Genomic DNA, 25,504 nt, shown 5'->3' with positions numbered 1-25,504 from the left:
AGATGATAGGGTTTTTAGAGAAATATGTGATGCCAGTGGCAGGGAAGGTTGCAGAACAGAGACATTTGCAAGCGATTCGTGATGGAATTGTTTTAACGATGCCTTTCTTGATTATTGGATCATTTTTCCTCATTATTAGTGCATTACCAATACCAGGATATAATGATTTTATGGCAGGTTTATTTGGTGAGAATTGGCAGAGGGCTTTAGGGTATCCAGTTAGTGCAACTTTTAATATAATGGCTTTAATAGCTGTTTTTGGAATCGCTTACAGACTTGGAGAATATTATAAAGTGGACGCTTTAGCATCCGGAGCATTGTCGCTTGTGACGTTTTTACTTGCAACTCCATTTCAAGTTGCATATATTATACCAAGCACGAAGGAAAGTGTGATTGTAGATGGAGCAATCCCAGCGGCGCTAATGGGAAGCCAAGGTTTATTTGTAGCGATGATTATTGCAATTATATCTACTGAACTTTATCGGTTTATTGTACAAAAAAAGATGATTATAAAGATGCCGGAGACAGTTCCACCAGCTGTGACACGTTCATTTGCGGCACTTGTTCCAGGTTTTATTGTTGTAACGGTTATTTGGATTTTGCGCTTAATTATAGAAAATACTTCTTTTGGCAGTATCCATAATATTGTGGGGCAAATTTTACAGGAACCACTTAGTGTACTTGGTGCTAGTCTTTGGGGCGCAATAATAGCAGTTATTCTCGTTCATGTTCTTTGGTCGTGTGGAATTCATGGTGCTACTATTGTTGGTGGTGTAATGAGCCCCGTTTGGTTGTCGTTAATGGATCAAAACCGAGTTGCTTTCCAAGCAGGGCAAGATGTACCGAATACGATTACTGCACAGTTCTTTGATTTATGGATTTATATGGGCGGTTCTGGTGCAACACTCGCTTTAGTTGTAGGAATGTTACTATTTGCGCGAAGTCAGCAATTAAAAAGTTTAGGGCGATTATCGATTGCACCAGGTATTTTTAATATTAATGAAATGGTGACTTTCGGTATGCCGATAGTAATGAACCCGCTTTTACTTATTCCATTTATACTTGTACCAGTTGTGTTAACGGTTGTTTCTTACTTTGCAATGGAATGGGGATGGGTCGCACGTCCGAGCGGAGCGGCTGTACCTTGGACGACACCTATTCTTTTTAGTGGATATTTAGGATCAGGCGGGAAAATTTCAGGTGTTGTTTTACAACTTGTTAACTTTGCACTTGCATTCTTTATTTACTTACCGTTCTTAAAAATATGGGATAAACAAAAAGTAGCGGAAGAAAAGGGGGAGTAAAGAACTAAAATGGATACGATAGAGACGAAAGCTTTTCACTTAATTTTGCATGGTGGTAATGCGAGAAGCTGCTCAATGGAAGCAATTGATTGCGCAAAGCGCGGTGAATTTCAGGAAGCAGAAGCGAAACTACAAGAAGCTTTAAATGAATTGCAAGAGGCGCATCGTTTACAAACAGAGCTCATACAGAAAGAGGCTGCCGGGGAAAAAACCGAAGTTACCCTTTTGATGGTGCATGCACAAGATCATTTAATGAACGCAATTACAGTGAAGGAATTGGCGAGTGAGTTTGTAGAATTATATAGGAAGATGTCGGTGGATGAATGAACCTTGCTTATGCGAGGTTTTTTTATGTTTTGCAAAGATACTGTTATGACGAAAAGAAGACCACTTACGCATGATTTTATTTATTATTTCCAAGTTTATGTAAAAATGAAAGTGTAAAGGGAGCTTCATTATATGGTTTATGATGACTTTATATTGGAAACGAAAAATAGCAAAATTAAATCGTCAATTAAGATAAAGTGAAACTTTAATCAGTGGGAGTTTTACTGCCCGGCGAATAGCGGGGTGAATAGACTATGTATGTGTGCTTACCATCAGTGGAGTGTTATAAGTTCCACTGATGGTATTTTTATATTAACAAACCTCCTTATTTGTGGATAAATATGGATGAGAATTAATCGATAGTAATAAATTCTCCTACACCACGAATTAATTTTTTTATATGCATACGTTCTGGTTTTAATACGCTTAGTATAGAATCAATGGCTTTTTGAGGATCGACAGATGTGCCGCAAGTATAACAATCAATTGCTGCAAATTTCTTTTCAGGATAAGTGTGAATAGAGAGATGGCTTTCTGATAATAAAATTAATACTGTAACTCCATATGGGTGGAATTCCTTTTTACTTACATTTAAAACGTGGGCACCAGAGCGATTCGCAGCGGAAACTAAATGATGTTCTAAAAAATGAATATCATTTAATAGAGAAAAGTCCACGCCCCATAAATCTACTATTATATGCCGACCAAATGTAGAATAGTCCATCTACTTGTACCCCCTTTGTTAAAATATCATCAAAATTGCATTTCTTGTTGATAGCAATGATGTAGGGTAAGGTCAGATTCTAAATTTAAAACGGCATTGTTACGGTGATCTAAATGTTCTTCTTTAAATTGAAATAAAGGAGCAAGAAGAGACGGTAATGTGCGAGGAGTTGGTACTACGTATAGTTGTTCAATTTGATTGAGTACATGTGAAGAGTTAGCAGCAATATGAAATCCCCAGTCAGTTTCGAAAGAAGGAACAATTATATGATAGTTTTTTACAGTTAATCCGGCATTTTCAATTGTATTACCGATACTCCAATATACAAGAGGTGCATCAGCAGGTGAATTAGATTGGCAAACAAATGCGCCATCCTCTGTTAGGAACGTAGCTATAAGGGCAAAGAGTTCACTTGTATATAAAGTGCTTAATACTTCTGTCGCTGGATCCGGAAAATCAATAATAATTACATCATATAAAGAGGAAGGAGATTTTAGGAATTCTTTTGCGTCACATACATGTACATTTGCACGATCATCAAAAAATGCGCGTTTGTTTAAAGCAACTAATTCTGGAACATTGCGAGCCATCTTAATCATTTCTTCATCTAAGTCGACGAGGTCTACATGAAGAACCGTTTCATATTTTAAAACCTCTCTTAAAGCAAGACCATCGCCACCGCCTAATATGAGAACACGCTTTGGATCTATTACCTTTGACATAATCGGATGAACTAGTGCTTCATGATAGATTTGCTCATCAACGGAACTAAATTGTAGTTGTTTATCCAAATATAAACGAATATCGCTTACTTGGAGTAAGTTAATGTTTTGATAATTACTTTTTTTTTCAAATAAACTTGTATGTTCGCCAGCTTGTATTTCTTTTAGCGAAATTTCATCCCATACATCTAAGCTGTGCGAATCTGTGGGTACTATTATTACATTTTCCGATTGTACTTGTTTATCGTCTTCGTCCTGTTTATCTGGTTTGTCCTGTTTATCTGGTTTGTCTTGCTTATCGTGTTTATCTTGCTTGTCTTGTTTATCTTGCTTGTCTTGTTTATCTTGCTTGTCTTGTTTATCTTGCTTGTCTTGCTTGTCTTGCTTGTCTTGCTTGTCTTGTTTATCTTGCTTGTCTTGTTTATCTTGCTTGTCTTGCTTGTCTTGTTTATCTTGCTTGTCTTGTTTATCTGGTTTACCTGGTTTGTCTTGTTTATCTTGTTTATCTTGCTTGTCTGGTTTACCTGGTTTACCTGGTTTGTCTTGTTTATCTTGCTTATCTTGTTTGTCTTGCTTATCTTGTTTGTCTTGCTTATCTTGTTTGTCTTGTTTATCTTGCTTGTCTTGTTTATCTTGCTTGTCTTGTTTATCTTGCTTATCTTGCTCGTCTGGCGTATCTTCAGTGTCCTGTTTGTCTAGTTTATACGTGTTTGAATCTAATTCAGAACCTTCTTCATGTTTATACCATTTATTTTGAACCTGTATTCTATAAATCTTCATTCTATTCTTTTTTCTATGCTTTGGCATTGGAATCCCCTTTCAAAATACTTTATTTTATTCTATTCTATGTAATTTAATAGAGTTTGACTGGACAATAACTAGACGAGTGTCTTGAATAGGTATTTGTTTTGATTTGAGTTGAAATATTATATTTTTTGGTACTATATTTTCACACTTTTAAAAAAATTAGTGTTTTTTTGTTTTAAACACAACTAGACAACTAAACACTAATCTATTTTCATACAGTTATGTGTTAAAAGTGAGGTGTTTTATAACACACTGTGTGTTTTTTTGGGGACACACTGATTGAAAGCGGTAACACACAAAGAAATCACTCGAAAAAACGCTGATTTTAGGCGTTTTGAAAAGTTGGCACGGTAATTGCATTAATAAATAGCGTAAAGAAAAATAAAAAACATAAATTTTTTATACAACACAAGGGGGATTTATAAATGAATATTTTATTATGTTGTTCAGCAGGGATGTCTACAAGTTTACTAGTTACAAAAATGGAAGCGGCTGCAAAAGCTCGTGGTCTAGAAGGTAAGATTTGGGCTGTATCTGGGGATGCAGTAAAAAACAATATCGATCAAGCAGACGTACTATTATTAGGACCGCAAGTTCGTTACATGCTTTCTACAATGAAAACGCTTGCCGATGAGAAAAACGTTGGAGTCGATGTTATTAACCCAATGCACTACGGCATGATGAATGGAGAAGCAGTTTTAGATCACGCATTAACACTAAAAAAATAATTAGGGGGGAAGCGAAATGCAAAAATTTATTGCATTTATGGAGAAATATTTAGTTCCAGTCGCAGGAAGAATCGGATCGCAGCGTCATTTAGTTGCAATCCGTGATGGTTTTATCGCAGTTATGCCTCTTATTTTAGTTGGATCGTTTGCAGTACTTATAAATAATCTACCGGTTGATGCATTCCAAAAACTTATGAAGGGTGCATTTGGGGATGTTTGGAAAGATATCGGCGGTGGTATGTGGACAGGGTCCTTTGCAATATTAGCCCTCATAGCCGCAGTTGGGATAAGTTATAATTTAGCGAAATCTTACGGTGTAGACGCGTTGTCAGCAGCAATTATTACATTCGGTGCATTAATTATTATATCTCCGACAACGCCAAAAGAAGGCGGTATTGATTTAGCTTGGACAGGATCACAAGGTTTATTCGTTTCTATCATTGTAGCTCTTCTTGTAACCGAGGTATTCAGGTTCTTTGTTCAAAGGGATATTACAATTAAGATGCCAGATGGTGTTCCACCAGCAGTAATGAAATCCTTTGCAGCATTAGTACCAGCATTTGTTATTTTAATCGCAACAGCAAGTATTCAATTAGCTGTGAAATTAGCGGGAACAAGTATTCATAAAATCGTATTTGAAACAATTCAATTACCATTACAAGGTTTAGCAGGTACATTACCAAGTGCAATTATTGTTGCTCTACTTATTCACGTATTATGGTTCTTCGGATTACATGGCCCTAATATTATTGGTGGTATTATCGACCCAATCTATTTACCAGCACTAGAAAAGAACATTAAATTATTTAACGATGGTATGTCTGCATATGATGTACCGCACATTTTCACAAAGCCATTCTTTGATGTATACGTATACATCGGTGGATCAGGTGCAACATTAGCATTTTTAGTAGCAGTAATGCTTGTTGCAAAGAGTGCGCAACTTCGTGGTGTAGGTCGCGTATCTATCGGTCCTGGTTTCTTCAATATTAACGAACCAGTTATTTTCGGTACACCAATTGTATTAAACCCAGCGTTAATCATTCCATTCGTACTTACACCAGTTGTATTAGTTATTACTTCTTATACAGCAATTTCCTTAGGATGGGTGCCAAAAACAGTTGCTTTAGTTCCATGGACAATGCCACCAATCTTTAGTGGTTATCTTGTAGCAGGTGGAAGTATTGCTGGTGCTGCATTGCAGCTAGTAAACTTTGCAATCGCGGTAGTTATTTACTATCCATTCGTATTAATGTGTGACCGTACGTATGTACAAGCTGCGAAAGCTGAAACAAAAGGAAACGACAATTCAGTATCACTTTAAAAAGTGTTGTTCTGACGAGTTTTTATAGCTCGTCAGAACAACTAACTTTTATATCATGTTCAGAAAGATGAGACCCATCTACAAGAACACCAAACTATCATTAATAAAATAATAATTTAATAGAAATGTTCAAACTGAAGGGGTATTTAAATCGGTTGAACCATAATAGAGAGGGCGGTAATTATGATGACTACAGCAGAACAAATTCCATTCCAATTGATTTTAAATAGTGGTAATGCACGAAGCTTTGCAATGGAGGCACTTCAATTTGCCAAACAGGGGAAAATGGCAGAAGCTGATGAAGCGATGGTAAAGGCGAAAGAAGCGATTAATGAAGCGCATCATTTCCAAACAGAGCTCATACAATCAGAAGCAAGAGGGGAAAAAACAGAGATTAGTGTTCTTTTAATTCATGCGCAAGATCATTTAATGAATTCTATTACGGTAAAAGAATTAGCGGCAGAATTTATTGACCTTTATAAAAAGCTAGAAGCGAAAGGGGAATAAAGCATGACTGGAATTAAAATTGCTACAATCGGCGGTGGCTCTAGTTATACACCAGAGTTAATTGAAGGATTTATTAAACGTTATGACGAGCTTCCTGTTCGTGAAATTTGGTTAGTAGATATTGAGGCAGGAAAAGAGAAGTTAGAAATCGTTGGTGACTTAGCGAAACGTATGGTGAAAAAATCAGGTTTACCAATTGATATTCATTTAACACTTGATCGCCGTGAGGCATTAAAAGGTGCTGACTTCGTAACAACGCAGCTTCGCGTTGGTTTGTTAGAAGCACGTGCAAAAGATGAAGCAATTCCATTAAAATATGATGTAATTGGTCAGGAAACGAATGGTCCTGGTGGTTTGTTCAAAGCGCTGAGAACGATTCCTGTTATTTTAGATATTTGTAAGGACATGGAGGAACTTTGTCCGAATGCATGGTTAATTAACTTTGCGAATCCGGCTGGTATGGTAACAGAAGCTGTACTTCGCTACACGAACATTCAACGAGTAGTTGGTCTATGTAACGTTCCAATCGGAATTCGTATGGGTCTTGCAAGATTACTTGAAGTAGATGCAAGCCGGGTACACGTTGATTTCGCTGGTTTAAATCATATGGTATACGGATTAGATGTATACTTGGATGGCGTAAGCGTAATGGATCGTGTATTAGAACTTGTAACAGATCCAGAAAAGCAAATTACGATGGAAAACATTGCTGCGCTTAACTGGGAGCCAGACTTTATTCGCGGTCTTCGTGCAATTCCGTGTCCATATCATCGTTACTACTATAAAACACGTGAAATGTTGGAAGAAGAGAAAACAGCTTCGATTGAAAAAGGTACACGTGCAGAAGTAGTAAAACAATTAGAAGATGATTTATTCGAGCTATATAAAGACCCGAATTTAGATATTAAGCCACCACAATTAGAAAAGCGCGGCGGAGCTTATTATAGTGACGCAGCATGTAGCTTAATTACGTCTATTTACAATAATAAAGGTGATATCCAGCCTGTTAATACACGAAACAACGGAACAATTGCAAGCTTGCCACATGATTCGGCTGTTGAAGTGAACTGTATTATTACGAAAGAAGGTCCAAAACCAATTGCGGTCGGAGATCTTCCAGTACCAGTTCGTGGTTTAGTACAGCAAATTAAATCATTTGAGCGCACAACAATTGAAGCTGCTGTTACAGGGGATTATCATAAGGCGCTGCTTGCTATGACAATTAACCCACTTGTACCATCAGATAAAGTTGCAAAACAAATTTTAGATGAAATGTTGGAAGCACATAAAGAACATCTTCCACAATTCTTTAAGAAGATAGAGAAATAAGAAGCGGCGCTGTTTAGCCCGCTTTTTTTAATTCTAGTAGGAGGTATTGCGATGATTAAACTAATTGTAAATGCAGATGATTTCGGTCTTACGGAAGGTACAAATTACGGAATTATTGATGGACATAAAAACGGGATTGTAAATTCAACGACGATAATGATGAATATGCCAGGGACAGAGCATGCCGTACGCTTAGCGAAAGAGTATAAAACGTTAGGGATAGGAGTTCATCTCGTATTAACGGCAGGAGAACCGCTTCTTAAAGACGTTCCATCACTTGTAAGTAGCGATGGATTTTTTCATAAACAAAGTGTTGTATGGGAAGGAAATATAAATCCAGAAGAGGTAGAAAAAGAATGGACTGCTCAAATTGAGAAGTTTTTATCTTACGGATTAACACCAACTCATTTAGATAGTCATCATCACGTGCATGGATTACCGCTTTTACACGACGTTCTTGAGAGATTAGCAAGTAAATATAATGTTCCAATTCGTCGTTGTGAAGAAGAGCGAGCGGTGCGCCCATTTTCAGATGTGTTTTACAGTGACTTTTACGCTGACGGTGTGACGGAAGATTACTTTGTGAAGTTAAAGGAAAGAGTGCAGGACGAGCAAACGGTAGAAATTATGGTGCATCCAGCTTATATTGACCCAGAGCTTGTGAAACGTTCTTCTTACGTAATGGATCGCGTGAAAGAGTTGCGTATTTTAACGGAGAGTGAGCTGCCTGAGGGAATGGAGCTTGTGAAGTTTTAATAGGAAAACGACGGCTAAATGGGGCCGTCGTTTTTTGTGCTTACAAAATGGATAGAACATATCCACCGAAGGCCCCGATTATAACGATAATCCAAGGTGGTGTTTTCCAAAAAGCGAGTAAGCAAAATAGAAGAGAAGCAAAAACGAAATCTACAGAATTCATAATTGTACTCGTCCAAATTGGATCATAAAAAGCTGCAAGTAAAACGCCGACAACGGCTGCGTTTACTCCAAGTAGTGCACCTTGTATGTAAGATACTCTCCTTACACTGTCCCAAAATGGTAAAACGCCAACAACGAGCAGGAAGGCAGGAAGAAAGATAGCGATCGTTGCAACAACTGCTCCGGCGGTTCCATTTAGCACTGCTCCTATATAAGAAGCGAATGTAAATAGTGGCCCTGGCACTGCTTGTGTTAATCCGTATCCAGCAAGAAATTGTTCTTTTGTCATCATCCCGTTTTGTACAAACTCACTTTCAAGAAGAGGAAGTACGACATGCCCTCCGCCAAATACAAGTGCACCAGAGCGATAGAAGCTGTCAAATAAAGAGATGAAATAAGAGTATGGTCGTAACATCGGTAACAGTATTAATAGTCCGAAGAATAAGACGAGACAAGATATGGCTACCATTTTTGAAATAGGTACGTTTATTTTATGAGCTTGGCTAACTGGCCGGTCACGATATAAAAACCAACCGATGAAACCAGATACTATAATGAGAATTACTTGTGTCCAGCTACTTGGCCATAATAGGGCGATTGCGGCAGTTGCAATTGCGATTGTTGCACGGTTTCGGTCTGGTGTTAACTTTTGAGCCATTCCCCATATTGCATGAGCGACAATTGCGACCGCTACAAGTTTCAGTCCGTGAATCCAGCCAGTACTTCCAAGCTCGAATTGGTTAAGACATGAAGCGAAGAAAACTAAAACGAGCACAGATGGGAGAGTGAATCCGATCCATGAAATAATGGCTCCTAATAATCCGCCGCGTAATAAGCCAACTCCCATACCGACTTGGCTGCTAGCAGGGCCAGGAAGGAATTGACATAGCGCTACTAAGTCTCCGTAACTTCGTTCATCCATCCATTTTCTTTTTTGCACGTATTCATGATGAAAATAACCAAGATGGGCGACGGGACCACCAAATGAAGTAAGTCCTAATTTAAATGATACGAGAAAAATCTCTATTAATGATTGGAAAGAGTAGTTATTATTTTTCAAAATTTCCTCCTAGACTGTTTTTCTAAGTGCATTATACAAGAGGGAGTAAAGCAAAAGAAACGATTTTAATGTAAAGATTGTGTGAATCTTTTCTTCGTAATTAAAATTTGAAAAAGTCATAAATGATTATGTCTAAACCATAAAGTAGTAGAAGTAGTGCTGGGAAATTTATATGAGGAGAATGCCCGTATGACAACACATTTCTTTGCTAGGTTAACAGGGAAGAGGGAAGTACCTCCTGTAAATACAGAAGCTTACGGTGTAACAGAGCTCATTTTTAGTGAAGATTTAAAGAAGTTGCAATATCGGGTCATATTAAAAAATATAAAAAAAATCACGTCATGCCAAATTCATTTAGGAAAAGCGAATCAAATTGGTCCAGTTGTTTTAAGTTTGTTTGGTCCGTTAGAGCAAGGAATTAGTGTGAATGAAGGAGTCGTTACTGGTGTAGCTAGAGTAGAGGATTTTGAAGGGCCTTTACAGGGGAGAGCATTTGACAGCTTGTTTCAAGAAATAATGCAAGCAAATGTATATGTAAATGTTAATACGAAATCTAATAAAAAGGGAGAAATAAGGGGGAGAATAAGGGAAGTAAAGAAGTAAGCGAAAAGGCTGTCCAAAAAACATTTTGGAACAGCCTTTTCTAATTATATAGAGTGCTACAATATCGCCTAGTTTAATTTTTTACAGGCTGATTTTTAATGAAGAAGTCCATTATATAAAATACTTCGTCATCTGGGATTTGTATTTCAAATGTATTTTCAATAGGTTGCAATGCTTTTTTCACTTTCATATACATCCAGTACTCATCTTGTCTTCGTTTCTCTTTATCAGGATGAGGGAGGAGACTTTCACCTTTTTGAAGACGGTCAACCATGCAGCTCATATGCAAAATCACACCCATTAAACTGTCGGGAGTTAGCTGTAAAGAAATCAATTCTTGAATTGTATTTAATGCATAACGAATTGTTTTAATAAGTAATGCTCCATCGTTACGCTGCATTTGTTGTTCAAGAATATCAGCCATTTTTGCATATGTTTCTTCATACGTAATCAATTCTTGAATTGGTTGAATAGCTGTGTAGTTCACAATGTCTTGGAAATGATATGTTAAGCAAGGTATTTGTATATCGAAATTCGTGACGATACAAATGATATTACGCTCTTTTTTTATGTTCTCGATCATTTTCGTTAAATCTTTTTCATGAACGATGCTAATCGGAATAATTTCAATTAAGTCTTTATCAAAGCGTAAATAGTTCTCTAACATTTTTTGAATTGCTAAAGCACTTCCTTCGCCGGTTAAACAAGCTGTTAAAATCACAGATTTCATTGGCGATAGTGGCTTTTTCTTTTCTTCCTGTACGTTTAAATAGAACGGCGTTAAGTTCTTAACTGTTTCGTATAGTGCATCTAATGAATAGCCAAGCTGAGCTTTTCGAGCTGCTTCTAGTGCGTGTGGTGTACTCGTCATGGAAAGAACACGTACAGGGATTTTGAATTCAGTTTCTAATATATCACCAATATAAGCGAGAGATCCCATATCAACAAGTAAAAGAAGCCCGTTTACATTTTGAAGTGTTTTCATATACACTTTAACACGCTCTAAGAAGTCTTTTGGTGATTCATGCAAGGGCATATCGATACCAGTTACTTCATCAATACCGAGAAGTTCGTTTGCAACGTTTGCCATTTCTGTTGCGATGCCATTACCGTGTGCTAATATTAATACTTTTACTTCTGTTTGTGAGGCAGGAATTGGATCAACAACGAAGAACATTGTTAAAAAGCCAGCTTCATCAATAGGTATTGTTATTTGTAATTCTTCTTCTAATAGCTGAATACATTGCATAGCTACGGAAAAAGCTTCTTTATATTTCGTACGAATTTGATTTAATTGTGGGTGGTGAATTTGTTTCCCGCCCTGTAAACGTTGTAGAGTTGTCTGTACATGTAAACTTAAAGCGAGAAATACTTTTTCATCGAAAGTTTTAGATAAATATTTTTCAGCTAGTTCCGCAATTTTTTCACATACGGAAACGATATTACGATCCACAATTTTGAAAACATTTTCATGACTTGTTTTTTTAGATATTTGGTTAAAGTATTGGACGAAAAAGCTTTGAATATCATTTTCTATTAGTAATTCTAATTCTTCCTCTTCAATGCCGCGTGCTTGAAGTTCTTCATATTTATAATCAATATAATCGTAAATAGAAGAGCGACTTCCTTCGGGTTTTATTGTATGTTTACTCCAACCTTCATCACCTGTAAATACAAATGTTTCATTTGGTATTTGATATAGATGACGGCTCTTTCTTTCAATAAATAATCCTTCTTTCATATACCAGGGTAAATCTGTACTTGAAACACAGACAGAATCACGTTTTTTTGTTACGAAATCAGAATAAGCTTTCGCACAGGCAATTTGTACGTCCGTTTTCAATTGACCGATGTTATTTGGACAATTGTAAAAGACGAAAGCACGCATTGTATTTGGACTAACATGAATCTCTTTCCTTAGACGAATTGCTTCATTTGTGAAAAATAGTTGCAGTAAAGCAAACCGTTCTTTATGTGTTCGCTCACGAAGTGGTGGAAGCGTAACGGTCATCGGAATACGTCTTGTAAATGTTTTTAATAAAAATGAATTTGGTTCTTCGGTTGTTGCAGTAATAATCAACACTCGTGCCTTACGTTCATTTTCCGTTTCTCCAAGGCGGCGGTATACTCCGCGATCAATAAATGTGAAGAGCATCTCTTGTCCTTCTGGAGGAAGGCGATGTACTTCATCTAAGAAGAGGATTCCTTCATGTGCTTTTTCAATTAACCCTTTTTGATCACTGGCACCTGTGTAAGCTCCTTTTTTTATCCCAAATAACTGTCCAAGTAGTAGTTGTGGATTGTTTGCATAATCAGCACAGTTAAAGACGATAAAAGGTGCATCTTTTGGAAGTTGTTCCACTTCAATTGCGTATTCGTGCATTAAAGAAGCGAACATCGATTTTCCGACACCTGTTTCTCCAAGTAGTAAAGTATGCATACCGTTTGGAGGATAGAGAATAGAAGCTTTTGCTTTTTCAATTGCAATTTTTAGGCTTGTATTTTCAATAGCAAATGTATCTAATGAAGTGCCCTTTGTTGAATGCGTTTCCAATGAAGTGTTCGTTTCTATATAAAAACGGACAGGGCGTGTACTCGTTTTTAATAAACGATTATCTTTCACAAGCTTGTTTAAATCGCTACTAACATTTGCACGGTCTAGCTGTAGAAGTGTAGCGAGTTCTGATGCTGTTATACCTTCTGTATAATTCCCTTTTTGTATTGCGTTAAAAATGAGATCTATTCGTTTCATTTCTATTCACCTCGAAACTTCATCACTATTTAAAATTCTACACAAAAATGAGAAGTGTGGGAAGAGAAAAATAAAACAGCTTTAGTACATAGGCACTAAAGCTGTTACAATCTTGTGTCTTTCCAAAAATTCACTTCGAGATGGGAAGATGGATTGTAGGGAAGTAGTTTATATCCTTGTGAGTGTAAATAATCAATTACTTTTGGGAGTATTTGCACTGTGACACTAGAATCATGCATTAAAATAACCTCTACTTGTTCATCGCTTTGATTTCGTACCCTTTCTAGTATTGCGGAAGGATTATCATAGCTTTTCCAGTCATATGTATCAATTGTCCAATCCCACATTTTATACTGGGCAGATACGAGTGCATCACGGTAATTCTTTTTTAAGTAAGGCATGCTACCGTATGGGACCCGAACGAGATGTGTATTTAAATGTGTAACTTGCTGGACAATGTTTTGGGTTTGCTCCATTTCTGCAATTAAAACAGATGGATCGCCAGTATAAAGACGTTTTACATCATGCGACATACTATGGAGACCGATATAATGTCCATCTTTAATCAATCGCTCCATCGTTTTTTTATAATGTGGCACCTTTCCGCCAATAACGAAGAAAGTTGCTTTTCCGTTCTTCTCTTTTAAAATATTTAAAATTTGTGGTGTGTATTTATTTGGTCCGTCATCAAATGTTAAGTACGCAATTTTTGTTGTAGGAGAGGTAGTTTGAATACTTTGGTAATCTTTTACTTGAATGTCTGTAGTTGCTTTTGTATTCGATGATGCGTACATAGTAATAGTTAAAAATAAAATTATACATTGAAGTAATCGCTTGATCATAACATTCACCCTCAGTTTGACAATCAAGATGTAAAAATGAAAATTTGATACTTTTTTCGTTATACGTATATCTTTCTCCAATAGAGGCACTCTCAAACAATCTATATTTTGGAAATGGGGAATAAGGATTAAAAAATAAAAAATAGCATCCTCTTATGAAAAGAGGATGCTATTTGAATATTTCATAATAGTAAAGGCTATACTACAATTAGTCTTCGCGTTTTTTCACTTTTTTATAGAAGGAAATAATTGGTTTGTAACGTTCGTGTACAAGACCGATTACTTCAGCAATTATTTCTGTAAAGAAGATTAAAATGAAAAGAAGAATAATGGATAACCATAATGTTGCACTACTGAAAATAATTGCATTTACACTAAAGAAAATACCCAATGCGTAAATAATTAGTACCGTTTTACGATGAGAGAATCCCATTGCAAGCAAACGGTGATGTAAATGCGATTTATCAGGTGCTGAAATAGGCTTTTTATTTACGATACGGCGGATAATTGCAAATGTCGTATCGAATATAGGTACACCTAAAATGATGATTGGAACGATAAAACTGAATAACGTTACGCTTTTGTATAATCCAAGTAACGATATAACAGAAATACAGTATCCTAAAAATAGTGCTCCTGTATCTCCCATGAAAATTTTTGCTGGATGGAAGTTGTAGAATAAAAATCCAATTGTACTTGCTAATGTAATCAGTGCTAGAGGTAATATAATAGCTGCTCCAGTACCCCATGGGCTAGTGAAGGCCATATATGCTAGCGTTGCAAGTACGATAGATGAAATCCCTGCGGATAATCCATCTAATCCATCAATTAAGTTGATGGCATTTGTAATACCTACAATCCAAAATACAGTAATTGGATAAGCAAGCCATCCGAGTTCAGTATCTCCAAGAATTGGAATATATAATACTTGCACTAATAATCCACTTTTTACAATCATGATGGCAACTAATAGTTGTCCACCGAATTTTACCTTCGCAGATAGTTCGTACATATCATCTAAAATCCCGATGATAACAATGATGATAGCACCTAAAGTTATCGATAACATTCTTTGTTCGTACAATCCACCGACAACAAATCCTACGGCTACACCGATGAAAATTGCTAACCCGCCAAGACGAGGCATAATTTTTTGGTGTACTTTACGCGCATTTGGCTTGTCTGTTGCTCCTATTTTGAAAGCTAATTTAATAACTAAAGGAGTAACGACGAGTACAGTGATGAAAGATGCCAAAATGGCATAAATCACTTGTGAGTCCATTAATACCCCACCCTTTATAGTTTAACGTAATTTTTCTAATTGTATTTATCTGAAAATTATGATGTTTATTTACAGGCTCATAACATATGGTATCACAAAAAGATTAGAATTCAATCTTTTTTTCTTTCGGCTGTAAAGGGGAGTGAATAGAATATATGACAATTGGATATGGAATGTTGTGTCCTTAGAGAAGGTTGATCTCATATTGTGGCTTGTAATGTGACATTGTACTTCCCTCTCATATAGCGATGACTTTTGTTTCAGTATTATAAGTGTTGCACGTAAAATTGAGTAAGTTCCGTGTTAAAATGTGGGAATTTACATTTTGTATATATTGCATCATTTAACTTTACAAAATCTTAAAAAATAATAAAAAAACAATTCATATAATAAAGAAGTGAAAGAGTTTTCTCATTTTTAGTGTGAGAGGGGGAAGCACAGGGAGAATTCTGTGTATTCGTATATTTTCTTATGTATATTCCTGTGCGAAAGGAAAATGAAAATTACGATAATAGGTACCGGATATGTTGGATTGATTACGGGAGTAGGATTGGCGAGATTGGGACATTCAGTCACATGTTTCGATATAAATAGTGAAAAAATTGAACGGATTAAACAAGGCGAGTTACCTATTTATGAATGTGGATTAAGTGAATTAATAAATGAAGCATACGAGAATAATCATTTAACTTTTACAGCAAGTAAATCAACGGCATTTAATGATGTAGAGTTTATATTTATTGCAGTTGGAACGCCATCTTTATTAGATGGAACAGCAGATTTAACGTATATTCGTAGCGCTTGTGATGATATTGGAATATATGTGAATAACGATATTATTGTTGTTACGAAAAGTACGGTTCCTGTAGGGACAAATGATGTAATGAGAGAATGGATTGAGGATAAACTACAAGGTAGACATGAATTATATATTGTATCGAATCCAGAGTTTTTAAGAGAAGGTTCTGGTATTTATGATTTTTTTCATGGTGATCGTATCGTAATTGGAGCATGTAGTGAAGAAGCTGCAAGGAAAGTAGAGAATTTGTACAGTAAATTAAGCTTACAAACGTATATTACAGATATTCGAAGTGCTGAGATGATTAAATATGCATCTAATGCTTTTTTAGCTACGAAGATTAGTTTTATTAATGAAATTTCTAATATATGTGAGCAAGTGGGTGCAGATATAGTAGATGTAGCTACAGGGATGGGGATGGATAAGAGAATTGGTGCATCTTTTTTAAATGCAGGCATCGGATATGGAGGATCTTGTTTTCCAAAAGATACGAAAGCACTTGTGCAAATTGCAGGGAATGTTTCTCATGATTTTCGCTTGTTGAAAGCAGTCATTGAAGTGAATAATAAACAACAGTTGTTGTTAGTTGAAAAAGCGAAGAAAATTATAGATATGAAGAAGAAGCGAATTGCGGTTCTTGGTGCAGCATTCAAACCGAATACTGACGATATTAGGGAAGCGTCATCTCTTATTATAATAGAAGAATTAATTAATATAGGTGCGGATGTGGTTTTATATGACCCGCAAGCTATTCAAAATGTAAGAAGTTTATTTGGAAATACGATACGATACACTGAGTGTATAGATGAATCGATTAGAGAGGCGCATGCAGTTTTTATCGTAACAGAATGGGAATCAATTCGAAATTATCCGCTAGAAAAGTATGCACAGCTTATGAGGGAACCTATTCTATTTGATGGGAGAAATTGTTATACTAATGGGGATGCCGAGAAGCATGGATTAGATTATTACTCAGTTGGGCGAAAAGGCGCCTGTAATAGTAATGTTTCTCAGGTGCGTTAAAAAGTGTATTTTCACATGCATATTTTTATATGCGATAATAGAAGTTTTAACTAGTGAAAGAAAAGAGGCAATGAAATGACTGAACGTTTAAAAGTAATGACAATTTTCGGGACACGACCAGAAGCAATTAAAATGGCACCTCTTGTATTAGAGTTGCAAAAGCACCCAGAAAAGATTGAATCAATTGTGACTGTAACAGCACAACACCGTCAAATGTTAGATCAAGTATTAAATATCTTTGGAATTACGCCAGATTTCGATTTGAATATCATGAAAGATCGTCAAACGTTAATCGATATTACAACACGTGGTTTAGAAGGTTTAGATAAAGTAATGAAAGAAGCGAAGCCTGATATCGTACTTGTGCATGGTGATACAACGACGACATTTATTGCAAGCTTAGCTGCTTTTTATAATCAAATTCCAGTAGGACATGTTGAAGCAGGACTTCGTACATGGGATAAGTATTCTCCATATCCAGAAGAGATGAATCGCCAACTAACAGGTGTAATGGCGGATCTTCATTTCTCACCTACTACAAAATCAGCAACGAACTTACAAAAAGAAAATAAAGATGAGTCACGCATTTTCGTAACAGGAAATACAGCGATCGATGCACTGAAGACAACTGTAAAAGAAACTTATAGCCATTCGGTGTTAGAGAAACTTGGAAATGATCGTCTTGTACTTATGACAGCACACCGTCGTGAAAATTTAGGAGAACCAATGCGCAATATGTTCCGTGCAATTAAGCGTCTTGTTGATAAGCACGAAGATGTACAAGTTGTATACCCTGTTCATATGAATCCTGTTGTTCGCGAAATAGCGAATGATATTTTAGGCGAGCATAGCCGTATTCATTTAATTGAGCCGTTAGATGTAATTGATTTCCACAATGTTGCAGCTCGTTCATACTTAATGTTAACTGATTCTGGTGGTGTACAAGAGGAAGCACCATCACTAGGTGTGCCAGTCCTTGTCCTTCGTGATACGACGGAACGCCCAGAAGGTATCGAAGCAGGTACGCTGAAATTAGCAGGAACGGATGAAGAGACAATCTTTGGTCTTGCTGATGAGTTGTTATCTGATAAAGAAGCTCATGATAAGATGACGAAAGCATCTAACCCTTACGGCGATGGTCGTGCATCTGAGCGTATTGTAGAAGCGATTTTACAACACTTTAAGAAGTAACAACAATTGCGTGAAATAAAAAGAGCCAAATCGTATACGATTTGGCTCTTTTTTTATTCATGATTCCTCATAATCCACTCTGCATGAGCATTTGTAGAAGGGGGAGGAGGCGGCGGTGGTGTTTTGTTCTCACTCGGCTCCTTCTTTGCTTTTGCACTGGAGTTAGAATTTGAATCGGAATTTGTATTCTCATTTTTCGTAGTCTCTGTTGGAACTTTTGCTTTTTCTCCTATTTCCTTTTCAATTTCGTTACGTACAGTCTCTACACTGATTGGATCTGGAAGGAAGTAATAAATACCGCCAATTTTTCTGTCTTCTCCTTCAAGTTTTAACGTTTGTATTGTAGAAGGGTCGAATCCAGAGATTTTATTGTAAAGAGCAAGTCCGTCTGAAATAGGAATATCGGTTTTTATATATTTTCCAACTACCTTTGTTAAATCTTTAATTTTAAATACGGTAGAAGCAGAGTTTAGCTTTTGGGCAACAGCAGCCAGTACTTGTCTTTGTCTAGCAGCTCGACCATAATCACCGTTAGGATCTTGCTTTCGCATACGGACGTATGCGAGTGCTTCTTCACCATTTAAGTTCTGTTGACCTTGTTTAAATTGGATTTTTTTATAGTAATCCACGTCAGAGCGTTCCCAGAAATCGAAGGGGACATCAACGGTAATACCGTCAACAGCATCAACGATACCTTTAAATCCTTGGAAATCAATTTTAATATAATGATCAACAGGAACTTTTAAAAACTCTTCGACGGTGTCGATTGCCATTTTTTCTCCACCGTAAGCATGGGCAGCGTTAATTTTGTCTTCTTTATTTTTGCCAACAATCTTAACACGAGAATCGCGTGGGATACTCATAAGTGAAACCTTTTTTGAGTTTGGATTAACTGTCGCGAACATGAGTGAATCTGTTCGGCCGTTTTGACCATCTGTTGCGTAATCCTCAATACCCATAATTAGTATTGTGAAAGGTTTTTTTGTGATTTCCACATCTTCTGCTCGTAATTTAGATTTTTCACGGCTAAATCCACTGTACATCCCCATGAGAGAAGTGTAGGAATTTAACATATAAAGTCCTACGCTACCAAATAAAAATGCGAAAATAAGAAAGAAGAAAAACTTTCTTCTACGTTTCTTTTTTATTCTGCTATTTTGGAGATGATAATAACGTTCTTCCATATATAATCTCCTTATTCATTTGTAGGGAATTAATTCACTACATTAATCTTTAAAGGCGATACGTTAGCTATTCTTAGATAACGTCTTGTTCTAAGTACAACATATCTCCTTCTTTAATTGTACACTTCCCGTTTGTTAATTCAATCATCCAATCTGTAAATGTTTGTTTTCGATTTTCTTCTACATACGCATCGAATGTGACGTTTTCTAGATAATGTATATCTTTAATGTTATATTCTGAATTACGTAATTCATTTTCAACTTTGCCAAGCAATGTGTAATCAATTTCTGTTTCCATAACGCGCATTAGTTTTCGCTCAACAACGCCTACGTGATTAAGACCTTCACTTGTACACTTTCCATATGCACGAATTAATCCGCCAGCACCAAGTTTAATACCGCCAAAATAGCGCGTAACGACGACGACAGTATCTTTTAGACCTCGCTTTTTTAATACCTCTAACATAGGTACACCAGCTGTGCCGCTCGGTTCGCCGTCATCGTTTGCCTTTTGAATTTGATCTTGTTCACCGATTAAATATGCGGAACAATTATGTGTTGCATTCCAATGCTGTTTTTTTATTTTTTGTATAAATGCTTGAGCTTCCTCTTCCGTTGTGGCGCGATTCACATAGCAAATGAATCTTGATTTTTGAATCACAATTTCGTGCTCTCCATAGCCTTTTATTGTTAAATATTGTAATAACAATGGTATACGCCCCTATCTTTCAAAATAACTAGTACTTTACATTTTAAAAGCGAGCGTTTTTATATTCAAACATTTTTTACAAATATGTTGAAATTTTTGGTGAGTATTTTATCTTTTTGTTGTAATTTGTCGAGCGAGTGATTGTAGTTTCTAGCCGGCATTTTTATGTATGGATGCACCTTTTCTAGTTTTCGTGTAAAATTAGGGGATAAAAATTTTTTATAAGGCAGGTACGAAAATGAAAACAGCTATTGTTACCGATAGTACAGCATATATACCGAAGCATATTCGTGACGAACTCAATATATATATGATTCCATTAAACGTTGTGTTTGGAACGGAATCTTATCAAGAAGAGGCTGAAGTTTCAGCAAATGATTTTTATATAAAAGTACGTGAACAAGAAGAACTTCCGAAAACTTCGCAACCAGCAATTGGAAAGTTTTTAGAGTTATATGAAGAGTTATCTAAAGAATATGATGCAGTTATTAGCATTCACCTTTCCAGTGGAATTAGTGGTACATATCAAACAGCAACGGCAGCTGGACAGATGGTAGATGGTATTGATGTATATACGTACGACTCTGAAATTAGTTGTGAAGTACAAGGGTTTTACGTGCGTGAAGGGGCGAAATTAGTAAGTGAAGGGAAAGCCCCAGAAGAGATTATCGCTCGCTTTGATGAAATGAAGCAAACGATGGATGCTTATTTTGTAGTGGATGATTTACATCATTTACAACGTGGTGGAAGATTAAATAGTGCACAAGCTTTCATCGGTAGTTTGTTACAAGTAAAACCAGTATTATACTTTAGAGATAAAGTAATTATTCCATTCGAAAAAATTCGTACGCGTAAAAAAGCGTTAAAGCGTATCGTTGAAATCTTTGATGAGCAGGCAAATAAAGGTGTGCCTATGGAAGCTGTTATTATTCATGCGAATCGTGAAGAGGAAGCTAATGAATGGAAACAAGAATTAGAAGAGATATACCCTCATGTTACAATTCGTACGAGTTATTTCGGAGCTGTAATTGGGACGCATTTAGGTGAAGGTGCGCTTGGTTTAGGTTGGTATACGAAGTGATAAAGATATAAAAGCTCTCTTACTTGAAGAGGGTTTTTTTACGGGGATTTGACAAGTTAATATTTGGAAATGGTAAAATGTATGTAAAATTAAATAATGAGGAAAGTTTTATTACTTACTTTTTACAAGAAACTATATTATAATAGAAGAGAGGTGAAACATATGGAGCATAATTCTTGTTTATGTCCAAAGTTTGAGTCAGCTTTTACAATGCTTAGTAAGAAATGGACTGGCTTAATTATTAAATCTTTGCTCGAAGAGCCGAAACGTTTCAGAGAAATCGCAGATATTATACCGAATATGAGCGATCGTATGTTGTCAGAACGTTTAAAGGAATTAGAAGGCGAAGGTATTGTAGTTCGTAATGTTTATCCAGAAGTACCAGTTAGAATAGAGTACGGTGTAACTGATAAAGGGAAAGCGTTGGAAAGTGTTATGGATGAGGTCCAAAATTGGGCTGAGAAATGGATGAAGTAACGTTTCTATTTCATTCATATTGGAGTATTTTCAAAACGTAAGGGGTTCCCTTACGTTTTTTTTCAATCCTATAAAAAACGGTGTAAGGCTCTTAAAATTCTACATATATATACAAATTTAGATATACTTTGCTATAGAGATAAATGTAATATTACATTTATTTTACAAAACCGTAACATTAGCAAAAAAACTCCCGAATTATGGTATAAATTTTAATAGGTTATATACGGAAAATGAAAAAAGAAAGCGGTGTAAAAAATAAAATGAAAAAGCTAAAAATGGCATCTTGCGCATTAGTTGCAGGGTTAATGTTTTCAGGGCTAACACCAAATGTATTTGCAGAAGATAAAATTTCTGACGTGAAATCACAAATTAACACACAAAATGATACTTTACATAAACAACAACAAGAACGTGATGAATTACAAAAACAAATGAATGACTTAAACAAAACAATCCAAGGTTTGGATAAGTCTGTTCAAGAGAACGCTTCAAAACTTGATGAAACAACAAAAAAAGTTTCTGATACTGAGCAATTAATCGAAAATAAAAATAAAGATATTGCAGAACTACAAACAAAGATTGCAAAACGTGAAGAGTTATTAAGAAAACGTTTAGTTGCACTACAAGAACAGCCAAATACGAACATTGTAACAGAAGTTCTTGTAAACTCTAAAAACGTTGCAGATTTAGTTGATCGTTTAGCTTCTGTGTCTAAAATTATGGAATCTGACGAAGATATCATGAAAACACAACAAGAAGATCAAACGAACGTGAAAAAAGATGTTGAGACAGTAAAAGAAAAACAAAAAGAATTAAAAGAAGCACAAGCTCAAATTGAAACTGCTAAGAAAGAACTTGACGTTGAAAAAGAGAAAAAAGCAACAGCAGTAAACGATTTAAGTGGTAAAATGGATACAGTTGTAACTACAATGACAAGTACGGAAGGTCAATTGAAAGAGCTTGAACAACAGGCATTAAAATTACAACAAATCGCTGAAAAAGAAGCGCAAGAAAAAGCTGCACAAGAAGCTGCTGCTCAAAAACAAGCAGAACAAGCTGCTAAAGAAGCACAAGCACAACAAGCTGCGCCAGCGCCAGTACAAGAAGCTGCACCAGCAAACAATGCTGGACAAGCTCAAAAAGAAGAGCCTAAAAAAGAAGAGCCTAAAAAAGAAGAGCCTAAAAAAGAAGAGAAAAAGCCAGCACCACCAACTCCACCAACTCCACCAACTCATGGTGTGATTGGTAAAGCACAACAATACTTAGGTTTACCATATGTTTGGGGGAGTGCATCTCCATCAAACGGTGGTTTTGACTGTAGTGGATTCATTTCTTACGTATTTGGTGTAGGTCGTCAAGACGTTGCAGGTTACTGGAACTCAGTTTCTAAAGTAAGTAGCCCACAACCTGGAGATTTAGTATTCTTCCAAGGTACTTATAAAGCAGGTCCATCTCACATCGGTATTTACGTTGGTAACGACCAAATGATTCATGCTGGTGATAAAGGGATTGCTTACGCTAGCTTAAGCAGTAGCTACAACCAGAAACATTTCTTAGGATACGGTAGATTCTAGGATTTATAACTGAATAAAAAACGTGTATAAAGTCGATAGCTTACTATTTTATAAGTAGGTTATCGGCTTTTTTGAGTTTTTACGAGATAAAGAGAAGGATTTATAGTAGTGCTGGAGGTGGCTATTGATGATGTTAGCTGGTAGACAGTTACTGTTAGAAGAACTCTCTTCAGATTTGCAGAATAAATTGGATCATCTGAAAAAGCACCGAGAAGTCGTTTGTGTGCAAGGTGTAATTAAGAAGTTTTCAAAATATACGTGTCAGCGCTGCGGAAATATAGAGCAGCGACTATTTGTATCATTGCTATGTAAAAGGTGCAATGAAGTATGCACGTATTGCCGGAAATGTATAACGATGGGCAGGGTAAGTGAATGTACTGTACTTGTTCGCGGGATTGCTGAAATACAAGGAGAAAATTATTTGAATCCGTTACAGTGGGAAGGCGTTTTGTCTGCTGGTCAGGAGTTAGCTGCGCAAAGTGTCGTTGACGCTGTTAAGCAGAAAAAATCATTTTTTATTTGGGCGGTGTGCGGGGCTGGAAAAACAGAAATGTTGTTTCGCGGAATTGCAGAGGCACTACAAAAGGGAGAAAGAGTTTGTATTGCAACGCCGAGAACGGACGTTGTACTTGAATTAGCACCAAGATTACAAGAAGTGTTTCCAAATATAAATGTAGCTGCTTTATACGGAGGGAGTTTAGACCGAGAAAAAGATGCGGCGTTAATCGTTGCAACTACACATCAATTGTTACGTTATTATAGGGCGTTCCATGTCATGATTGTAGATGAGATAGATGCTTTTCCGTATCATGCAGATAAGATGTTGCAGTATGCAGTAAACGAAGCGATGAAAGAGAAGGCAGCACGTATTTATTTAACTGCAACTCCAGATGAAAAGTGGAAGCGTAAGTTGCGAAGTGGTAAGCAAAAAGGGGTTATTATTTCAGGGCGATACCATCGTCATCCATTGCCAGTTCCGATATTTCGGTGGTGCGGAAATTGGAAAAAGGGTCTTATACGTAAAAAAATTCCTCGTGCTTTATTACAATGGTTAAATCTGTACTTATCGAAACGATACCCCATTTTTCTATTTGTTCCTCATGTGCGATATGTAGAAGAAATTAGTCAGTTATTAAAATCATTAAACAATCAAATTGAAGGTGTGCATGCAGAAGATCCGGCGAGAAAAGAGAAGGTAGCAGCTTTCAGAAAAGGAGAAATCCCTTTATTAGTTACAACGACGATTTTGGAGCGAGGAGTAACTGTTAAAAATTTACAAGTTGCAGTTTTAGGAGCTGAGGAAGAAATATTTTCAGAAAGTGCTCTCGTTCAAATTGCAGGGCGTGCTGGCAGAAGCTCTGATGGACCGCATGGAGATGTTATCTATTTTCATTATGGAAAGACAGAGGCGATGGTGCGTGCGAAAAAACATATTCAAAGTATGAATAAGAATGCTAAAGAACAAGGATTGATAGATTGATGCATTGTCTACTTTGTGATGAGTATATTTCATATGCTATTAGTTGGTACACTTTTTTTGTTAAGCTTCATAAAAAGTATATATGTGATAGATGTGAGCAAAAACTTTCCTATATTATAGGAGATATTTGCAAGGAGTGTGGTCGGCCTTTAGAACTTGTACCAGCTGAATATAAAAACGGGGATATTTGTATGGACTGCATAAGGTGGACGAACGAGCAGGGGTTTCCGTCTCTCATAAATCGTTCGTTGCATGTGTATGATGAAGGGATGAAAGAAATATTAGCACAGTTTAAATTTCGAGGAGATGCTGAATTAGTGCATATTTTTCATCAGCCTTTTCGAAGTCTTTTTCAAAAATATTTTGCGAATGTTTCAGTTGCCATTCCGGTTCCTCTTAGTGAAGAGCGAGAATACGAGCGTGGTTTTAATCAAGCGGAGTTACTAGCTTCTTGTTTGCCTATCAAAATGTTTTGTACATCATTAAGAAGAATAGAAACGGAAAAACAAAGTAAGAAGAAGCGTAAAGAAAGGATATCGGGAGTTAATCCTTTTTATTTTCAGGGAGAAGAGATGTTTCATGAGCAACACGTTTTAATCGTGGATGATGTGTATACGACAGGAATTACTGTTAGGCAAATTGGAAGCCTTTTGTATGATCGAGGAGCGAGAGAGGTTTCTTGTTTGACGCTTTGTAGAGGTTAATATGTGAATGTCGAAAGGAGTAATAAAAAGACGACAGGTCTTCTTTGACT

The 25,504-nt window shown here is 36.4% G+C and carries 23 protein-coding genes; 15 read left to right on the top strand and 8 right to left on the bottom strand.

The genetic code is table 11. From position 1 onward, the window contains the following. The first annotated feature begins 2 nt into the window (after nt 1-2). Both celB (NSQ69_RS25760) and NSQ69_RS25755 read left to right on the top strand, forming a co-directional pair. Complete coding sequence (gene celB, locus NSQ69_RS25760) at nt 3-1,304, top strand: PTS cellobiose transporter subunit IIC (RefSeq protein WP_002016164.1); 1,302 nt, start codon at nt 3-5, stop codon at nt 1,302-1,304. Between the two features lie 9 nt (nt 1,305-1,313). Continuing rightward, nucleotides 1,314-1,631, top strand: a complete 318-nt coding sequence (locus NSQ69_RS25755) for a PTS lactose/cellobiose transporter subunit IIA (protein WP_002016162.1) — start codon at nt 1,314-1,316, stop codon at nt 1,629-1,631. 352 nt (nt 1,632-1,983) lie between these two features. On the opposite strand, the gene speD is transcribed toward NSQ69_RS25755, so the two are convergent. Then, nucleotides 1,984-2,355 carry an adenosylmethionine decarboxylase gene (speD, locus tag NSQ69_RS25750; protein ID WP_002129953.1) on the bottom strand — a complete coding sequence of 124 codons (372 nt, stop codon included), beginning with the start codon at nt 2,353-2,355 and terminating at the stop codon, nt 1,984-1,986. A gap of 29 nt (nt 2,356-2,384) precedes the next feature. Beyond that, nucleotides 2,385-3,884, bottom strand: coding sequence for a polyamine aminopropyltransferase (locus NSQ69_RS25745; protein WP_341099807.1), 1,500 nt, complete (start codon nt 3,882-3,884; stop codon nt 2,385-2,387). Nucleotides 3,885-4,309: 425 nt separating this feature from the next. Between NSQ69_RS25745 and NSQ69_RS25740 the strand changes: the two genes are divergently transcribed. From NSQ69_RS25740 to chbG, 5 genes are all read left to right on the top strand, one after another. Next, nucleotides 4,310-4,612 carry a PTS sugar transporter subunit IIB gene (locus tag NSQ69_RS25740; protein ID WP_001023565.1) on the top strand — a complete coding sequence of 101 codons (303 nt, stop codon included), beginning with the start codon at nt 4,310-4,312 and terminating at the stop codon, nt 4,610-4,612. Between the two features lie 16 nt (nt 4,613-4,628). Then, nucleotides 4,629-5,936: a PTS cellobiose transporter subunit IIC gene (gene celB, locus NSQ69_RS25735; RefSeq protein WP_002129949.1), complete on the top strand. Its 1,308-nt coding sequence runs from the start codon at nt 4,629-4,631 to the stop codon at nt 5,934-5,936. A gap of 183 nt (nt 5,937-6,119) precedes the next feature. Continuing rightward, nucleotides 6,120-6,443, top strand: a complete 324-nt coding sequence (locus NSQ69_RS25730) for a PTS lactose/cellobiose transporter subunit IIA (protein ID WP_000989054.1) — start codon at nt 6,120-6,122, stop codon at nt 6,441-6,443. Between the two features lie 3 nt (nt 6,444-6,446). Beyond that, nucleotides 6,447-7,772 carry a 6-phospho-beta-glucosidase gene (gene celF / locus NSQ69_RS25725; RefSeq protein ID WP_078206534.1) on the top strand — a complete coding sequence of 442 codons (1,326 nt, stop codon included), beginning with the start codon at nt 6,447-6,449 and terminating at the stop codon, nt 7,770-7,772. A gap of 51 nt (nt 7,773-7,823) precedes the next feature. After that, nucleotides 7,824-8,528 (top strand): chitin disaccharide deacetylase, encoded by a 705-nt coding sequence (chbG, locus tag NSQ69_RS25720; RefSeq protein ID WP_341099805.1) that lies wholly within the window; start codon nt 7,824-7,826, stop codon nt 8,526-8,528. Nucleotides 8,529-8,568: 40 nt separating this feature from the next. Here chbG and NSQ69_RS25715 read toward each other — a convergent pair whose 3' ends face one another. Beyond that, nucleotides 8,569-9,750, bottom strand: coding sequence for a chromate transporter (locus NSQ69_RS25715; protein ID WP_341099804.1), 1,182 nt, complete (start codon nt 9,748-9,750; stop codon nt 8,569-8,571). 189 nt (nt 9,751-9,939) lie between these two features. On the opposite strand from NSQ69_RS25715, the gene exsM reads away from it, so the two are divergent. Continuing rightward, nucleotides 9,940-10,353, top strand: a complete 414-nt coding sequence (gene exsM, locus NSQ69_RS25710) for an exosporium regulatory protein ExsM (RefSeq protein WP_050000995.1) — start codon at nt 9,940-9,942, stop codon at nt 10,351-10,353. 73 nt (nt 10,354-10,426) lie between these two features. Here exsM and NSQ69_RS25705 read toward each other — a convergent pair whose 3' ends face one another. From NSQ69_RS25705 to NSQ69_RS25695, 3 genes are all read right to left on the bottom strand, one after another. Next, nucleotides 10,427-13,105: a PRD domain-containing protein gene (locus NSQ69_RS25705; protein ID WP_078206531.1), complete on the bottom strand. Its 2,679-nt coding sequence runs from the start codon at nt 13,103-13,105 to the stop codon at nt 10,427-10,429. Between the two features lie 104 nt (nt 13,106-13,209). Continuing rightward, nucleotides 13,210-13,947, bottom strand: a complete 738-nt coding sequence (locus NSQ69_RS25700; RefSeq protein ID WP_002129943.1) for a polysaccharide deacetylase family protein — start codon at nt 13,945-13,947, stop codon at nt 13,210-13,212. Between the two features lie 208 nt (nt 13,948-14,155). Next, nucleotides 14,156-15,229, bottom strand: coding sequence for a glycosyltransferase family 4 protein (locus tag NSQ69_RS25695; protein ID WP_000378307.1), 1,074 nt, complete (start codon nt 15,227-15,229; stop codon nt 14,156-14,158). Nucleotides 15,230-15,680: 451 nt separating this feature from the next. Here NSQ69_RS25695 and NSQ69_RS25690 point away from each other — a divergent pair, with 451 nt between their 5' ends. Further along, the gene (locus NSQ69_RS25690) at nt 15,681-17,051 is read left to right on the top strand and encodes a UDP-glucose dehydrogenase family protein (protein ID WP_341099802.1); all 1,371 of its coding nucleotides are present in this window, start codon (nt 15,681-15,683) and stop codon (nt 17,049-17,051) included. 75 nt (nt 17,052-17,126) lie between these two features. Beyond that, the gene (gene wecB, locus NSQ69_RS25685) at nt 17,127-18,242 is read left to right on the top strand and encodes a non-hydrolyzing UDP-N-acetylglucosamine 2-epimerase (protein ID WP_002034751.1); all 1,116 of its coding nucleotides are present in this window, start codon (nt 17,127-17,129) and stop codon (nt 18,240-18,242) included. 53 nt (nt 18,243-18,295) lie between these two features. Here wecB and NSQ69_RS25680 read toward each other — a convergent pair whose 3' ends face one another. Next, nucleotides 18,296-19,426, bottom strand: a complete 1,131-nt coding sequence (locus NSQ69_RS25680; protein ID WP_341099801.1) for an LCP family protein — start codon at nt 19,424-19,426, stop codon at nt 18,296-18,298. Between the two features lie 73 nt (nt 19,427-19,499). Next, nucleotides 19,500-20,135 carry a YigZ family protein gene (locus NSQ69_RS25675; RefSeq protein WP_033731072.1) on the bottom strand — a complete coding sequence of 212 codons (636 nt, stop codon included), beginning with the start codon at nt 20,133-20,135 and terminating at the stop codon, nt 19,500-19,502. 238 nt (nt 20,136-20,373) lie between these two features. On the opposite strand from NSQ69_RS25675, the gene NSQ69_RS25670 reads away from it, so the two are divergent. The 5 genes from NSQ69_RS25670 to NSQ69_RS25650 all read left to right on the top strand — a co-directional run bounded on the left by NSQ69_RS25670 (nt 20,374) and on the right by NSQ69_RS25650 (nt 25,454). Continuing rightward, a complete protein-coding gene (locus NSQ69_RS25670) occupies nt 20,374-21,216 on the top strand; it encodes a DegV family protein (protein ID WP_002016143.1) in 843 nt (280 codons plus the stop codon). Between the two features lie 162 nt (nt 21,217-21,378). Then, nucleotides 21,379-21,693 carry a winged helix-turn-helix transcriptional regulator gene (locus tag NSQ69_RS25665; RefSeq protein WP_002089608.1) on the top strand — a complete coding sequence of 105 codons (315 nt, stop codon included), beginning with the start codon at nt 21,379-21,381 and terminating at the stop codon, nt 21,691-21,693. Between the two features lie 233 nt (nt 21,694-21,926). Then, nucleotides 21,927-23,270: a C40 family peptidase gene (locus NSQ69_RS25660; protein ID WP_002129932.1), complete on the top strand. Its 1,344-nt coding sequence runs from the start codon at nt 21,927-21,929 to the stop codon at nt 23,268-23,270. Nucleotides 23,271-23,400: 130 nt separating this feature from the next. Further along, nucleotides 23,401-24,750, top strand: a complete 1,350-nt coding sequence (gene comFA / locus NSQ69_RS25655) for an ATP-dependent helicase ComFA (RefSeq protein ID WP_341099798.1) — start codon at nt 23,401-23,403, stop codon at nt 24,748-24,750. Continuing rightward, on the top strand, nt 24,750-25,454 hold the full coding sequence (locus tag NSQ69_RS25650) for a ComF family protein (RefSeq protein WP_002129929.1): 705 nt from the start codon (nt 24,750-24,752) through the stop codon (nt 25,452-25,454). Before comFA ends, NSQ69_RS25650 begins: the two co-directional genes overlap by 1 nt. The last annotated feature ends 50 nt before the right edge of the window (nt 25,455-25,504 follow it).

Origin of the sequence: Bacillus sp. FSL R10-2201 (assembly GCF_038008665.1) — a bacterium.
Lineage (GTDB): Bacteria > Bacillota > Bacilli > Bacillales > Bacillaceae_G > Bacillus_A > Bacillus_A mycoides.
The sequence above is the reverse complement of the archived record's forward strand: the minus strand, read 5'-3'. Positions and strand labels throughout refer to the sequence as shown.

Bases quoted from the DNA above. Each gene is read 5' to 3' on its own strand.
- exsM (WP_050000995.1), top strand. From the start codon at position 9,940: ATGACAACACATTTCTTTGCTAGGTTAACAGGGAAGAGGGAAGTACCT.
- NSQ69_RS25680 (WP_341099801.1), bottom strand. From the start codon at position 19,426: ATGGAAGAACGTTATTATCATCTCCAAAATAGCAGAATAAAAAAGAAA.
- NSQ69_RS25740 (WP_001023565.1), top strand. From the start codon at position 4,310: ATGAATATTTTATTATGTTGTTCAGCAGGGATGTCTACAAGTTTACTA.
- speD (WP_002129953.1), bottom strand. From the start codon at position 2,355: ATGGACTATTCTACATTTGGTCGGCATATAATAGTAGATTTATGGGGC.
- wecB (WP_002034751.1), top strand. From the start codon at position 17,127: ATGACTGAACGTTTAAAAGTAATGACAATTTTCGGGACACGACCAGAA.
- NSQ69_RS25730 (WP_000989054.1), top strand. From the start codon at position 6,120: ATGATGACTACAGCAGAACAAATTCCATTCCAATTGATTTTAAATAGT.
- NSQ69_RS25705 (WP_078206531.1), bottom strand. From the start codon at position 13,105: ATGAAACGAATAGATCTCATTTTTAACGCAATACAAAAAGGGAATTAT.
- NSQ69_RS25700 (WP_002129943.1), bottom strand. From the start codon at position 13,947: ATGATCAAGCGATTACTTCAATGTATAATTTTATTTTTAACTATTACT.
- celF (WP_078206534.1), top strand. From the start codon at position 6,447: ATGACTGGAATTAAAATTGCTACAATCGGCGGTGGCTCTAGTTATACA.
- NSQ69_RS25745 (WP_341099807.1), bottom strand. From the start codon at position 3,884: ATGCCAAAGCATAGAAAAAAGAATAGAATGAAGATTTATAGAATACAG.
- NSQ69_RS25665 (WP_002089608.1), top strand. From the start codon at position 21,379: ATGGAGCATAATTCTTGTTTATGTCCAAAGTTTGAGTCAGCTTTTACA.
- comFA (WP_341099798.1), top strand. From the start codon at position 23,401: ATGTTAGCTGGTAGACAGTTACTGTTAGAAGAACTCTCTTCAGATTTG.
- NSQ69_RS25695 (WP_000378307.1), bottom strand. From the start codon at position 15,229: ATGGACTCACAAGTGATTTATGCCATTTTGGCATCTTTCATCACTGTA.
- NSQ69_RS25660 (WP_002129932.1), top strand. From the start codon at position 21,927: ATGAAAAAAGAAAGCGGTGTAAAAAATAAAATGAAAAAGCTAAAAATG.
- celB (WP_002016164.1), top strand. From the start codon at position 3: ATGATAGGGTTTTTAGAGAAATATGTGATGCCAGTGGCAGGGAAGGTT.
- NSQ69_RS25650 (WP_002129929.1), top strand. From the start codon at position 24,750: ATGCATTGTCTACTTTGTGATGAGTATATTTCATATGCTATTAGTTGG.
- celB (WP_002129949.1), top strand. From the start codon at position 4,629: ATGCAAAAATTTATTGCATTTATGGAGAAATATTTAGTTCCAGTCGCA.
- NSQ69_RS25670 (WP_002016143.1), top strand. From the start codon at position 20,374: ATGAAAACAGCTATTGTTACCGATAGTACAGCATATATACCGAAGCAT.
- NSQ69_RS25755 (WP_002016162.1), top strand. From the start codon at position 1,314: ATGGATACGATAGAGACGAAAGCTTTTCACTTAATTTTGCATGGTGGT.
- chbG (WP_341099805.1), top strand. From the start codon at position 7,824: ATGATTAAACTAATTGTAAATGCAGATGATTTCGGTCTTACGGAAGGT.